Origin of the sequence: Paraburkholderia madseniana (assembly GCF_009690905.1) — a bacterium.
Taxonomy (GTDB): domain Bacteria; phylum Pseudomonadota; class Gammaproteobacteria; order Burkholderiales; family Burkholderiaceae; genus Paraburkholderia; species Paraburkholderia madseniana.
In genome coordinates this window covers 33,592-46,773 of sequence record NZ_VOSW01000005.1, presented here as the reverse complement: position 1 = coordinate 46,773, position 13,182 = coordinate 33,592, and the positions used below count along the sequence as shown (strand labels likewise).

Genomic DNA, 13,182 nt, shown 5'->3' with positions numbered 1-13,182 from the left:
AGCATGACTGCACCAACCAGCCTGCCTACCGTGCAGAACGAACCGCCCAAGGACGCGAAGCCGATCGGCACGCGCCTTGGATTCTCGAACTACCTTGGCCTGCTCGGCGCGCTGCTCGGGATGATCGTCCTGTTCTCGCTGCTGAGCTCGCACTTCCTGAGCTACGACACGTTCAGCACGATTGCGAACCAGATTCCCGATCTGGTCGTGATGTCGGTCGGCATGACCTTTGTGCTCATCATCGCCGGGATCGACCTGTCGGTCGGCTCCGTGCTGGCACTCGGCGCGGCGCTCACGAGCGTGGCGGCCTTGCAGTGGCACTGGCCGGCGCTGCCTGCCGCTTTGCTCGGCATGGCGGGGGCGGCCTTGACGGGCTGCGTGACCGGCGCGATTACCGTGGCCTGGCGGATTCCGTCGTTCATCGTGTCGCTCGGCGTGCTCGAGGCGGCCCGCGGTCTCGCGTACCAGTTGACCAACTCCCGCACGGCCTACATCGGCGATGCGTTCGATTTCCTGTCCAACCCGATTGCGTTCGGCATTTCTCCCGCGTTCCTGATTGCCATCGTCGTGATGGTCGTCGCGCAGTTGGTGCTGACCCGCACGGTCTTCGGGCGTTATCTGGTCGGCATCGGCACGAACGAGGAAGCGGTGCGCCTCGCGGGCGTCAACCCACGGCCGTACAAGATTGCCGTATTCGCGATGATGGGCTTGCTGGCCGGCCTCGCGTCCCTGTTTCAGATTTCGCGGCTCGAGGCCGCCGACCCGAATGCCGGCGCGGGCATCGAATTGCAGGTGATCGCGGCCGTCGTGATCGGCGGAACGAGCCTGATGGGCGGACGTGGCTCGGTGATCAGCACCTTCTTTGGCGTGTTGATCATCTCGGTGCTGGCCGCCGGTCTTGCCCAGATCGGCGCGACCGAGCCGACCAAACGCATCATCACGGGGGCCGTGATTGTCGTGGCCGTCGTGCTGGATACGTATAGAAGCCGACGTCGCGCCGCATAAATATTGACCATTTGTGACCGTCAGCGACCCTTCGTGGATGGTCAGCAGGAGAGTGAACGTGTCGAAAGAAGTGAAGCCGGGCCGCGTGCTCGTGGTGGGCAGCATCAATACCGACCTCGTCGCCCGTGCACCGCATTTGCCGCGGCCCGGCGAGACGATCAGCGGACAGGAGTTCTCGCAGGTTGCCGGCGGCAAGGGCGGCAACCAGGCCGTGGCGGCCGCCCGCATCGGCGCACGCGTCGCGATGGTTGGCCGCGTGGGGAAGGATGCGAACGGCGCACAGCGGGTCAAGGATCTGGAAGCTGAAGGGATCGATTGCGCGGGTGTCGAGGTCGACGCCGTGCAGCCCACCGGCGTCGCCATGGTGACGGTGTCGGACGACGGCCAGAACACGATCGTGGTGGTTGCGGGCAGTAACGGTGAAGTCACGCCTGAAGGCGTCGCGCGCCACGAAGCGGCGATCAAGGCCAGCGACGTCGTGGTCTGTCAACTGGAAACGCCCTGGGATTCCGTCCACGCGACACTCGCGCTCGCCCGGCGCCTCGGCAAGATCACCGTACTGAATCCGGCGCCGGCAACTGGCCCGCTGCCCACGGAATGGCTGCCGCTCGTCGACTACCTCGTGCCGAACGAGGTCGAGGCCGCGATACTCGCCGGCTTGCCGGTCGAATCGCAAAGCGGCGCGAGAAGGGCGGCGCTGGAGTTGCAACGCGGCGGCGCCCGCAACGTGATCGTCACGCTCGGCGCACAAGGTGCTTACCTGTTGCCGGAAGGCGGCGAAGGCATGCATTTTCCCGCGCCGCAAGTGAGGGCTGTCGATACGACCGCGGCCGGCGACACCTTTATCGGCGTCTTTGCCGCGCAACTCGCTGCCCGGCAGCCGCTGGAAGGCGCAATCAGCCTCGCGCAACGCGCGGCTTCGATTTCGGTCACGCGCGCTGGTGCACAGCCGTCGATCCCGACTCGCGCGGAAGTCGAAAGCGCAGCCTGAAACGGATGCCTGTTGTGACATGAGGCAGTCCGACCTGCAACTCTGGGTAGCTTTACGTTGAATGACCGGCACCATCTCCGGATGGTGTTCCCCTGGTTTGATCGCGATCTCTACTGGAATAAATGGACGAAACATGAAATCACAATATGTAGGCATCCTGATGATGACGCTGCTGCTCGCCGCATGCGGAGGCAGCGTGACGACCACCGACCCGCTCGCCAACGCGCCGAAGGTCATCATCGATTCGGACTTCAACACGATGGGCGACGACGGCCAGCTGTTCGCCATGACCACGCAGTTGATGGGGCAAGGCAAGGTCAACCTGCTCGGGCTGACCGTTGTGACCGGCAACGACTGGTTGCTCCAGGAAGAAGCGGATGCGCTGAAGGCGGTGGAGCGCATGGGTGTGCAGAATGTGGTGGGTGTCTACGGCGGCGCCGACTATCCATTGCAATACGATGTGGCGAGCATTCGTGCGCAGCAGGCCGCCAATCCGAAAGGCTATTTCGGCGCATGGATGCGGCCGGAACCGACCCAGCAGTCCCAGCTTGTGGCGCCGCCGGACGGCTTCGCGGCGTCGACGAAACTGCAGACGCAAAGCGCTGCGGACTTCATGATCCAGACCATCAAGCGCTATCCGAATCAGGTCACCATTCTCGAGGTCGGGCCGCCCACCAATCTCGCCACGGCCATCAAGAAGGCGCCGGAGATCGTGCCGCTGATCAAGCAGATCGTCTACATGGGCGGCGCGATGGCGGTACCGGGCAATGCGAACGCGGTGGGGGAACTCAACTGGTGGTTTGATCCGCTTGCCGTGCGTACGGTTCTTCAAACGACGATCCCTCAGGCCGTCATTCCGCTCGACGTTACGAATACGGTGCCGCTCACGCAGAGCATCTTCGATCAGATCGTCAACAACCCGAACAAGCAGACCGCGGTGACCAAGGCGTATGGGATCGTCAACGCCGGTTCGTTCGGCGACAACACCCATCTGTTCGACACGCTGACGATCGCTTATTTCACGGACCCGACCTACGCCACGCAGACGAAGAGCGCCTACCTCGATATCGACACGACTAGCGGCGAGGATCAGGGACATGTGACGGTCTACTCCGATCAACCCGCAGCGGGCGCGTCACCGAACAAGATCACGTACGTCACGCAGTTCGACAACAATCGTTTCTTCAGCCTCTACGTCGATTTGCTCACGCGTCCTGTGCCGATTACCTTGCCTTGACGAGGAAGGCCATGCGCGGCGGATTATTCGCAACGCAGGGCCAAGGTCCCGCTCAGACCCGGCCCGGATCGAGCAGGTTCGAGCTGAAATCGCAGCACTGCGCGGCGAGCCGTGCGATTTCGGCATTCAGCGAGTGCGGTTGCTCCGCGCGATGCATCGCGACGTACGAGACAGGCGGCAGCGCCGGTCGCGTCTGGATCATGCCGAGCGCGCCGCGTGTGACCATGTGGTTCAGGCACGCCTTCGGCAGATAGCTGATGCCGAGGCCCGAGAGCGTCAGTCCGATCTGCGCGATCAGACTGTTGCTCGCGAGAATACGTTGCATGCTGACTCCGTGCTCCTGCAGGAAGCGGCTATAGATAAAGCCTGTTCCCGACAGACCGCCCTGCAGGATCAGCGGGTACTGCGCAATCTCGGTTAGCGGAATGGCGGCCTGCTTCGGCGCCAGTGCCGGCGCACACATCCACGTGTTCTCCACTTCGCCAACCTGCGTCATCACGAAGGATTCGGTGCTGTGGATTTGCGGCACGACGATGATATCGATCGTGTCGTCGGCGAGCCGGTCGCGCAGCGTCGCGTTCAAATCCACCTCGGCTTCAACCACGACCTTCGGATACGTCGCCTGGATCGCGCCGATCAGCCGGGGCAGCCACGTCAGGGCGGTCAACTCCGTCACGCCGATGCGGACCTGCCGAACCAGCGCCTCCTTTGAGCTGATCCGCTCGACGATCTGGTCGCGCCGTTCGAGCAGTTCTTTCGCGTAGGCGAAGAACTCGGCGCCTTTCTCGGTCAGCCGCGCGCTGCGGTGCGCGCGGTCGAATACCGTCAGTTCGAAGGCGCGTTCGAGTTCCTGAATCCGCTTCGAAACGGCCGACTGCGTGGTGTTGAGGCGGCTCGAAGCGGCCTCGAACGAACCCAGTTGCACGATCCAGTAGAGCGCTTCCATCTGCTTGAACGTCAGCATCGCGCCGCCCTTTACATGAAATAAAGCGATAGTTTCTCATACAAAAAAATCGCTTTTTTTACTTATTTCGGCTGCTTAAGGTTCCTCCATCGCCCCGTCCCCAATCTGGAGAGAGCATGGATACCGTCGTCGAAAGCCCGCCTGTCAATCATATCGAGCGCAAACCGCGTGTCGGACTCGCATGGCAGATCCTGATCGGTCTCGTCATCGGTGTCGCCACGGGACTCGTGTTGAACCACTTTCCGGAAATGCGGGACGCGACCATTTCGGGGCTGTTGCAGCCCGCCGGCGACATCTTCATCAAGCTGATCAAGATGATCGTGGTGCCGATCGTCTTCACGAGCATGGTGGTCGGGATCGCCGGTGTCGGCGATGGCAAATCGTTCGGGCGCATCGGCCTGAAGACACTTGTGTATTTCGAGGTGATCACGACGATCGCGATCCTGCTCGGGCTCATTCTCGGCAACGTGCTGCAGCCGGGCGTCGGCACCGACATGTCGCAGCTCGGCCATGCCGACATTTCCCGTTATCAGCAGGCAACGCAGCAGGTGCAGGGTCATCATGGCCTGATGACGCTCGTGCTTGGCGTAATTCCGGACAATATCCTCGCTTCGATGGCCAAAGGCGACCTGCTGCCGGTGATCTTCTTCTCGGTATTATTCGGCCTCGGTCTGCAATCGGTCCCGGAAGAATTCCGTAAGCCGGTAATCGCCATGCTCAAGGGCGTCGCGGAAGCCATGTTCAAGGTGACGAACATGGTGATGCATTACGCGCCGATCGGCGTGTGCGCGCTGATCGCGGTGACCGTGGCGAGTTTCGGCTTCGGTTCATTGTTGCCGTTGCTCAAGCTGGTGGCCGTCACGTATCTCGCGATCGTGCTGTTTGTGCTTGTCGTGCTCGGCATCACCGCCCGGCTGTTCGGCTTTCGTATCTTCACGTTGCTGCGGGTTATCAAGGACGAACTGATCATCGCGTTCTCGACCTGCAGCTCGGCAACCGTGCTGCCGCAGTTGATGAAGAAGATGGAGGACTACGGTGTGCCGAAGAGCATCACGACCTTCGTCGTGCCGACCGGCTACACGTTCAATCTGGACGGTGCATCGATCTATCTCGGCATCGGCACGCTGTTCGTCGCGCAGTTGTATGGCATTCATCTGGGCTGGCAGGAACAGATGGTTCTAGTGTTGACGATGGTCGTGACGTCCAAGGGCGCAGCCGGCGTGCCGGGCTTCATGTTCGTGATTCTTCTCGCGACGCTTGCGAGCGCGGGGCTGCCGCTCGAAGGACTCGCGTTCATCGCCGGCGTGGACCGCGTGATGGATATGGGACGTACCGCGCTGAACGTGGTGGGCAACGCGCTTGCGCCGCTCGTCATCGCCAAATGGGAGCGCCAGTACGACGCGGAGAAGGGCAAAGCGTATCTCGCGTCGCTTGACGCATGAGCGCGCACGGTTCGTAGCACGAAAATCATTGAGCAGAAAGATCAGGAGCATCCAGATGAGCAGTAATCAAGGCGAGTTCTTTTCCGAGTCGTTGATGCAGGAGATCAAGGCGCGTTTCCACCATGTCGACCACGACATCGACGGGAGCGAGCGACTCTTCTTCGACAACGCGGGTGGCTCGTTCCGCCTCAAGTCGGCCGTCGACGCGTTCGCGCGAATCGATGCGCTGCCCGATTGCCCGGAGCGCATTCACGCGCGCGCCCGCCATCTTCAGGACGTTCAGGCGCGCGGCGAGGCGGACATCCGCACGATCCTCAACGCGAAGGACGGCAGCATCTACCCATCGTTGACCGCGTCGGGTGCGATGTTCGACATGGTGCGCGCGATCATGGAGAACGTGCCGGGCACCAACGCCGTCACGACGATCCTCGAACATCCTTCTTCTTTCGATGCGATGACGTACTACGCGCAACGCACGGGCAAGTCGTTGCGTGTCGCGCCCAGCAATCCGGAGACGGGCGGGGTAGACGTGGATGCGATTCTGTCGTTGATCGACGCGGACACGGCGCTGCTCAGCGTGATGTACGCGTCGAATATTTCCGGCGCCAAGTTCGACATTGCGGCACTCGTCGAGCGGGCGCGCGAAAAGAAGCCCGGACTCTTCATCGTCGTGGATGCGGTCCAGCACGCGCCGCACGGTGTCATCGACCTGCAGAAGACGCCGGTCGACGGCATCAATTTCGCGCCCTACAAGTTTTTTGGTTGCCGCGGCTCCGGCATTTCGTGGCTGTCGCCGCGTGCGGCCGCTCTGCCGCATCATCGCCTCGATGCAAAGCAGGAAGGCGTTTGGGAACTCGGCAGTCCGGCGCCCGCGCAGTTCGCGGTCGTGACCGAGATCGTCGAGTACGTGACGTGGATCGGTGGCCAGTTCAGCGATGCCGATACGCGCCGCGAGCTTTTCGTGGAGGGGATGAAGCGCATCGAGTTGCATGAGCGCGCGCTACTGGCGGCGCTGCTCGACGGCCAGGGTAGGCGGCGCGGTTTGCGACGACTCGATGGCGTGGAGGTGTTCTGGGATCATGCCGATCTCACGAAGCGCGACCTGATCCTGGGTATCGGCTTCGCGAATCTGAACCCGACCGATGCAGTGCGCGAGTACGAGAAGCGCGGCGTGATCGTCTACGAGCGGATCGCCTCGAGTCTGTACTCTGGCCGTATGCTGAAGTCGTTCAATCTGGCGGGCGCGGTGCGAATTTCGCCGCTGCACTGTCATGCACCCAGCGACGTCGAACGCTTTCTTTCTATTACAGAAGCGCTGACGACACTGTAAGGCGCGGGGCCGGGCCGCGTGCATCGCACCGGGGACGAACCCCGCCACGAAGACCTATCCCTTACGTAGTCTCACGACCTGCCAAACGTTTGCGCTATTTGCACGATTATGTCTGACGATTGAGAGGGTTAAAGATTTGCGTTTTGCATGTCGTTATCCAGTCAAATAAGTCAGGACCATCGCACCTACCCGTGCCTCATGAAGACGCGGGATGTGCGAGGCAATAGCTCTACGGGGGATTGAATTTTGAATCAGCAACGATCGCCATGGTCGCGCGCAGCGGCTCCGGGCGAAGTCATCTATTCCGAAGGCTTCGCAGGCGACGCCGTCATCTACGTGATCGCAGACGGCAAAGTCGAAATCTCCACTCAGTGCGACGAAAAGAAGGTCATTCTCGCCACGCTCGGCAAGGGCGAGTTTTTTGGCGAGGCCTCGTTGTTGCCGGCCGAACCACGCGCGCACACTGCGAAAGCCATCAGCTTCTGTCAATTGACGGTCATCGCGGCAAACGTAGTGGAAGAGGAACTCGAGCGCGTATCGCCGCTGCTGCGCCATATCGTGCGCACCATGATTCGACGCGTGAAGAAGAAGGACGATGTCCTCGCCACCAACACGCATGCCGATTTTCTGCCAGGGGTTCTTTCGTACGCGCATGTTCTGTCGCTGATGGCGGGTATTGAGAGCGCAGACCGGGTGGATGGACGCGCGCGTCGCGGTCAGGGGGAGGAGTGTTCGGTGCCGCTGCCCGAAGTCATCAAGAAGTGTCATGCGATTGCCGGTCATTCCCGTCCGCATGTGATGGCCATGCTCAGGCGCATGGAAAAACTCAACCTCGTCACGCTCGAACCAGGCCGCTCCGATCGCGTGAGCACCCTGTCGGCGCGCTATTCGGCGCAGGACGGCGCAGCCGGCCGGCAGCTCGTGACCTTCGATCCTGTACGGATCACGGAACGGGCCCAGCAGGTGGCGGACCACGATCTCGACGTGTCGATCAACAGCGAATTGGAACTGATCGAACTGGCCGACCTTGAAGCCCTGATCGGCGTCGACAAGAATCTGATTCTCAACAAGCTCTCGCATGCGGAAATCGCCGAAGACATCTTCGCGTTCCGCAAGACCAAGGTGTTGAATTACGTCGAGGAAAAGGGCATCACGTATTTTTCCAAGCGTGCTCCCCGTGGTGCAAGCGAGTTGAAGTCGCTGGCCGATCTGGAGTTTGTCGACCAGCGAACCTTGTTCGAAGCCATCAGCGCTTTCGACACCTATGACCTCGCGAAACTGCTTTCCGCCGTGACCGGCGAGCCGATTTCCGATCGCCTGTTCTCGGTGATGACCGAGGCGCGCAAGAAGGAGGTGTCGTGGGTCATGCGTCGTGAGATCAAGATCGATCCGCTCGAGATCGCGGAAATCGAGGAACGCTTCATCGAGACCGTGCGCGCGATCAAATCGCCGGCTGCCGCGCCGCTTTCCAACGTGGATGCCTGACGCCTGATGGTCGGACCACGGACGCTTTCAGGTCCGGTCCGATCATTGGAGCAGCCGTTCGAGAGGATGTATGGATCTTTTGACGCTATTTGGCGCCCTGTTCGGCGTGACGGCTATCGTGGCCGGATTTTCGCTCGAGGGTGGTCACTTCACCTCGCTGTTTCAGTTGGAGGCGTTCGTCATCGTATTGGGCGGCACCTTCGGCGCGGTGATGATCCAGAACACGTGGGCGAGGTTTTATGACGGCATGAAGCAACTGCGGCTCGCGTTCGTGAAAGCGCGGCAGGTCGACCGGCAAAGCTTGTCGGTCCTGCTCGAGTGGGGCGATCAGGCGAAGCTGAACGGCATGCTCGTGTTCGAGTCGATCGAGGCGGCCGGGATTAACCCGTTTGCCAAACGAGGCCTGGAGCTTCTGGCCAACGGGGTGTCGACGGCGGTGCTCGAAGACGCCTTGCAACGGGAACTGGATGCCTATGAGCGCAACCACATGGCGGCCGCCCGGATATGGCAGCAGGCTGGCGGTTATGCGCCGACGTTCGGCATTCTGGGGGCGGTGCTCGGTTTGATTCAGGTCACGGGCCATATGCTCGAGCCGGCACAACTCGGGCAAGGTATTGCGGTCGCATTTGTTGCGACGCTGTACGGTCTCGCGTTGGCGAATCTGGTTTTTCTGCCCCTGTACGGAAAGATCAGGGCACAGGTGGATAGCGAATTGCGGTTCAGACGTTTGTACCTCGATGGCTTGCTCGCGATTTCGCGCAAGGAGTCGCCCCATACGATCGAAACCCGGCTCGCGGGCGACGTCCGCGAACGATCGGCTGAGTTGCTGGGATAACCTGGGGTTGCCCTGGGATAACTCGGGATAACTCGCTCGGGATAGCCGGCCTCGACCGGTTGGCGATAGCGCGCGAGGCGCTCATTCAAACGCAATTCGGAAGCAGACGTTTCGAGCATGACGATCTCCTCGGGTAACAAGCGCCTTGCGGCGGACAAGACGGGCTACCACCGCGACGATGACGACGGCGATGGCGAGGCGCAGTCCGGGCGCTGGTTGATTTCCTACGCGGACCTCATCACCACGCTGATGGTGCTGTTCCTCGCGCTTTACGCGCTGCAGTTGGCGAAAAACCGGGAGCTCGAAGTCAGGATGCTCGAGCACCGCGAGGTGAAAACGGAGGCGGCCACCGGCAGTACCCACGGGCAGGTCGACGTGCCCGGCGCGCCGGAAGCCGCGAGACGGCAGCTTCTTTCGTTGCTGGCGCCGCTTCAGGACAATCGGCAGATCACGATTTCGAATGCCTCCCAAGGCGTGGAAATCGCCATCAACGCGAAAATTCTCTTCAACTCGGGCGACGCGCGCTTGTTGCCGGAGTCGTTCGATGTTCTGGATCAGATCGCGGGGGTGCTGCGCGATCGCTCGAAGAACAACATCCTCGTCGAGGGGCACACGGACAATGTGCCGATATCGACAGCGAAATATGAATCCAACTGGGAGCTGTCGTCGGCACGGGCCGGCGCCGTGGTTCGATTCTTCGCCGACAAGGGCATCGAACCTCACAGAATGGCCGCCATCGGCAGGGCGGACAACTTCCCCCTGATCATCGGCGACGATGCCGCAGCGCGCGCAGCGAATCGGCGCGTCACCATCCTCGTGGAATATTGAGTGGCAAACGGCGCTTGCACGCCGAAGAGCAGGCTGCGAAGATCGCATTAAAGCGGCTCTTTTCGCTGATGCTTTTCATTTTCCCGACGCTTCTGGCCGTGCCGGTCGGCCCGTCAGCGATCCAGGTCGCGCGGCCATTGCTCCCGACCATGACCGCCATGTCGGGTGGTTAAGCGATCGGGCGAACGGCATTTACCGGGGAATTCCATGTTTGCGTCGGGCCCGTTTCCTGAACTGCTGAACCACGGGCGGCACTGGCTGGGCGGCTTCGCGCTCGCCCTGGTGATGATGGGCGTGGGCGCGGCGCTGGAGCGGCGCTGGCCGGCCGAGTTGCTGCAGTCGCGCGCCGGGATGCGCTTTAACGTCGTCTACGCGGCGCTGTATATGGCATTCGCGGAAGCCATGCGGCCGCTCATGGCGATGGTCAGCGTCGCGCTCGTCAATGCGCTCGGTGGCGGCTGGGTCGTGCTGGCTTCGCGGGGGTGGGGCGCGTTGGCTTCCATCGTGGTCGTGCTGTCGACGTTCGATCTGCTGGAATATGCGTTTCACCGCTTGCAGCATGCATGGCCCGTGCTGTGGAAGCTGCACTCGCTGCACCACAGTGCTGCCGAGTTCAATATCACGGTGACGTTCCGGCATCACTGGTTCGAGGTGCTCCTCAAGGGCTGCCTGCTCTATCCGGTGGTCGGCGTGCTGTTCAAGGTCGAGCCGTGGATCGTTGGCGTCACGACGGTCATTTTCATGTTCGGCAATTACTTCGCGCACATGAACCTGCGCGTCGACCTGGGCCGCTTCACGACGTGGGTCAACAATCCGCAATACCACCGCCTGCATCACTCGAACCGCACCGAGCATTTCGACCACAACTTCACGCAACTGCTGCCGCTGTGGGACCACCTGTTCGGCACGCTCTGGGTGCCCTCGAAGCACGAATGGCCGGCCACCGGTCTGCACGACGGCGTGCAACCGCGTTCGCTGCTGGGTGCGCTGAGCTGGCCGCTGCGCTCGCAAGCCGGGCGTGTTCTAACCAACGCTCGCGCCACGCACCGCTTTGCCACCCGTCAAACAGACGATCATGGTGGCCACGACGAGCACGCATAGCGCCACGCGCAAGCCGAGCAAACCCGCACCGAGTCCGATCAACGGCGGACCGACCAGGAAGCCGGCATAACCCGCCGTGGCCGCCATCGAAACACCGACAGCCGGCGTAACAGTCGAGCGGCCCGCCGCGCTGAAAATCACCGGGACGATATTCGCGAGGCCGACGCCGACCATGGCAAAGCCCACGCAAGCCGTGAGCACGGTCGGCAGGCTCAGCACCAGCGCGAGTCCGGCCGCCGCAAGCAGACCGCCGAAGCCGATCACCTTGCTCGAACCGAAGCGCCGCACGGACACGTCGCCGACGATGCGGCAAGCCGCCATCGAGAACGCAAATGCGGAGTAGCCGACCGCCGCGACGCTGGCCGCTTCGCTCAAGGTAGCGCGCAAATACACCGCGCTCCAGTCGGCCACCGCGCCTTCCACCATCATGCAAAGGAACGCGAGCAGGGCAAGTTTCATCACTTTGGCGTTGGGCAACGCGAAGCCGCTGGAGGACGCGGCCACGCGCGGACCGAGATCGCGCAACGCGAGCACCGCGGCGGCGGCCATGAGGACGGCGATGAACACGTCCGGCAGCACGAGACCGCCGATCACGCCGACGCCGCCTTTCTGGAGCATGGCGCCCGTCGCCGCGCCGAGCAGGCCGCCCGCACTCCACGCCGCATGAAACGAGGACATGATGGGCGACTTCCATTGCGTTTCGATCGTGCTGGCGTGGCCGTTCATCGAGACGTCGAGCGCGCCGTTCGCCGCACCGAGCGCGAGGAGCACGATGCACAGCGTCGCCAGGTTCGGCGCGAAGGCGGGGAGCGGCAGCGCCACGACAAACGCCGCGCCGAGCAGCGCGGTGGCCCGGCCGCTGCCGAAGCACGGCGCCAACTGTCCGGCCAGCGGCATCGCGATGATGGCCCCCAGCGCAAAGGCGAATAACGCGATCCCCAATGAAGTGTCGCTGAGTGACAGGCTTTCCTTGATGCGCGGCACTTCGACTGCCCAGGCGCCGATCCCGAATCCGTTGGCGAGAAACACGCCGAGGGTGGCCACCCGCTCCTTGAGCGGTTTCATGAGCGGTGTGCTGACCGGATTAGCGAGTACTTTCATGAGCGCGCCACCATCACGTTGTCGCACACCGCGGCGAGTTGGGTGCGCCGCTCGGCCGTCACATCCGCTTCGACGAACAGGTAGTCCACGGCGCGCGCCTGCGCAACGGAAAACGGCGCAGCGGTCATCAGCTTTTCCGACGTCATGGCGATGGCGACCTGGCTGCTTGCCTGCACCATCGCCCGTTTGAGTTCGGCCTCTTCAGAGTCGAATGCGGCGACTCCTTCGTCTGGATCGAACGCGCACGCACCCAGAAAGCAAAGGTCGGCCTTGATCTGCTGGATCTGCAGCAAGGCGGTGGCGCCGGTCGCGCCGGCTGCATGCTGAGCGATGCGCCCGCCGATGAGAATGATGTCGAAGCCCGGCCGGTTCAGGAGGCGCGCGCAAGCCTCAGGCGAGTTCGTCACGACGGTTAGATCCGCGTTGTCCGGAAGCGCTGCGGCAATCGCGACGTTGGTCGATCCGGTGTCCAGCAAAATGATTTGTTTGGGCCGGACGATGGACGCAGCGGCGACGGCGAGACAGGCCTTGCGATCCAAGGCTTCGTGCATACGGACCGAGGCGTCTACGCCGGCAGGCGAGATCAGCAGGGCGCCGCCGTACACGCGCTTGCAATGACCCTGATCGGCCAGCTCGCGCAAGTGACGGCGGACCGTATGTTCGGATGTTTGGAGTTCGGCAGCGAGTTCGGATGCCAATACGCGGCCCTGCGCCCGCAGCCGTTCCAGAATCAGCCGCTCCCGTTCCTCGGGCAGAAGCCCGTCCATTGCGTCCTGTCGCGTTCGTTGCATGACTTCACCTTGCTCGATTGCCAAACGATCATAATCGAGCATAATTTAACGTAAACGAGCAGAGCGAGCAAC

The 13,182-nt window shown here is 62.3% G+C and carries 12 protein-coding genes and 1 pseudogene; 10 read left to right on the top strand and 3 right to left on the bottom strand.

What is annotated here, in order from left to right:
* Nucleotides 1–3: 3 nt before the first annotated feature.
* The 3 genes from FSO04_RS04105 to FSO04_RS04095 all read left to right on the top strand — a co-directional run bounded on the left by FSO04_RS04105 (nucleotide 4) and on the right by FSO04_RS04095 (nucleotide 3,233).
* Nucleotides 4–1,005 carry an ABC transporter permease gene (locus FSO04_RS04105; protein WP_097396088.1) on the top strand — a complete coding sequence of 334 codons (1,002 nt, stop codon included), beginning with the start codon at nucleotides 4–6 and terminating at the stop codon, nucleotides 1,003–1,005.
* A 37-nt stretch (nucleotides 1,006–1,042) separates the two neighbouring features.
* A complete protein-coding gene (rbsK, locus tag FSO04_RS04100; protein ID WP_154558583.1) occupies nucleotides 1,043–1,996 on the top strand; it encodes a ribokinase in 954 nt (317 codons plus the stop codon).
* A 133-nt stretch (nucleotides 1,997–2,129) separates the two neighbouring features.
* Nucleotides 2,130–3,233, top strand: a complete 1,104-nt coding sequence (locus tag FSO04_RS04095; protein ID WP_154558490.1) for a nucleoside hydrolase — start codon at nucleotides 2,130–2,132, stop codon at nucleotides 3,231–3,233.
* Between the two features lie 52 nt (nucleotides 3,234–3,285).
* Here FSO04_RS04095 and FSO04_RS04090 read toward each other — a convergent pair whose 3' ends face one another.
* The gene (locus tag FSO04_RS04090; protein WP_154558489.1) at nucleotides 3,286–4,197 is read right to left on the bottom strand and encodes a LysR family transcriptional regulator; all 912 of its coding nucleotides are present in this window, start codon (nucleotides 4,195–4,197) and stop codon (nucleotides 3,286–3,288) included.
* Nucleotides 4,198–4,313: 116 nt separating this feature from the next.
* On the opposite strand from FSO04_RS04090, the gene gltP reads away from it, so the two are divergent.
* The 7 genes and pseudogenes from gltP (at nucleotide 4,314) to FSO04_RS04060 (ending at nucleotide 11,218) form a co-directional block, all read left to right on the top strand.
* Nucleotides 4,314–5,639 (top strand): glutamate/aspartate:proton symporter GltP, encoded by a 1,326-nt coding sequence (gene gltP, locus FSO04_RS04085; protein WP_154558488.1) that lies wholly within the window; start codon nucleotides 4,314–4,316, stop codon nucleotides 5,637–5,639.
* 55 nt (nucleotides 5,640–5,694) lie between these two features.
* The gene (locus FSO04_RS04080; protein WP_154558487.1) at nucleotides 5,695–6,969 is read left to right on the top strand and encodes an aminotransferase class V-fold PLP-dependent enzyme; all 1,275 of its coding nucleotides are present in this window, start codon (nucleotides 5,695–5,697) and stop codon (nucleotides 6,967–6,969) included.
* Nucleotides 6,970–7,215: 246 nt separating this feature from the next.
* On the top strand, nucleotides 7,216–8,454 hold the full coding sequence (locus FSO04_RS04075; RefSeq protein WP_154558486.1) for a Crp/Fnr family transcriptional regulator: 1,239 nt from the start codon (nucleotides 7,216–7,218) through the stop codon (nucleotides 8,452–8,454).
* Between the two features lie 70 nt (nucleotides 8,455–8,524).
* Nucleotides 8,525–9,289, top strand: a complete 765-nt coding sequence (locus FSO04_RS04070) for a flagellar motor protein (RefSeq protein WP_154558485.1) — start codon at nucleotides 8,525–8,527, stop codon at nucleotides 9,287–9,289.
* A 117-nt stretch (nucleotides 9,290–9,406) separates the two neighbouring features.
* Nucleotides 9,407–10,117: an OmpA family protein gene (locus FSO04_RS04065; RefSeq protein WP_154558484.1), complete on the top strand. Its 711-nt coding sequence runs from the start codon at nucleotides 9,407–9,409 to the stop codon at nucleotides 10,115–10,117.
* Nucleotides 10,111–10,290 (top strand): annotated as a pseudogene (locus FSO04_RS48685) (type II secretion system F family protein); the annotation flags it as partial. The gene FSO04_RS04065 and the pseudogene FSO04_RS48685, both read left to right, overlap by 7 nt.
* A 34-nt stretch (nucleotides 10,291–10,324) precedes the next feature.
* Nucleotides 10,325–11,218 carry a sterol desaturase family protein gene (locus FSO04_RS04060; RefSeq protein ID WP_154558483.1) on the top strand — a complete coding sequence of 298 codons (894 nt, stop codon included), beginning with the start codon at nucleotides 10,325–10,327 and terminating at the stop codon, nucleotides 11,216–11,218.
* On the opposite strand, the gene FSO04_RS04055 is transcribed toward FSO04_RS04060, so the two are convergent.
* Both FSO04_RS04055 and FSO04_RS04050 read right to left on the bottom strand, forming a co-directional pair.
* Nucleotides 11,141–12,319: an MFS transporter gene (locus FSO04_RS04055; protein WP_154558482.1), complete on the bottom strand. Its 1,179-nt coding sequence runs from the start codon at nucleotides 12,317–12,319 to the stop codon at nucleotides 11,141–11,143. The two genes, FSO04_RS04060 and FSO04_RS04055, sit on opposite strands and share 78 nt — an antisense overlap.
* Nucleotides 12,316–13,110 (bottom strand): DeoR/GlpR family DNA-binding transcription regulator, encoded by a 795-nt coding sequence (locus tag FSO04_RS04050; RefSeq protein ID WP_154558481.1) that lies wholly within the window; start codon nucleotides 13,108–13,110, stop codon nucleotides 12,316–12,318. The genes FSO04_RS04055 and FSO04_RS04050 overlap by 4 nt, the downstream gene beginning before the upstream one ends.
* Nucleotides 13,111–13,182: the final 72 nt, after the last annotated feature.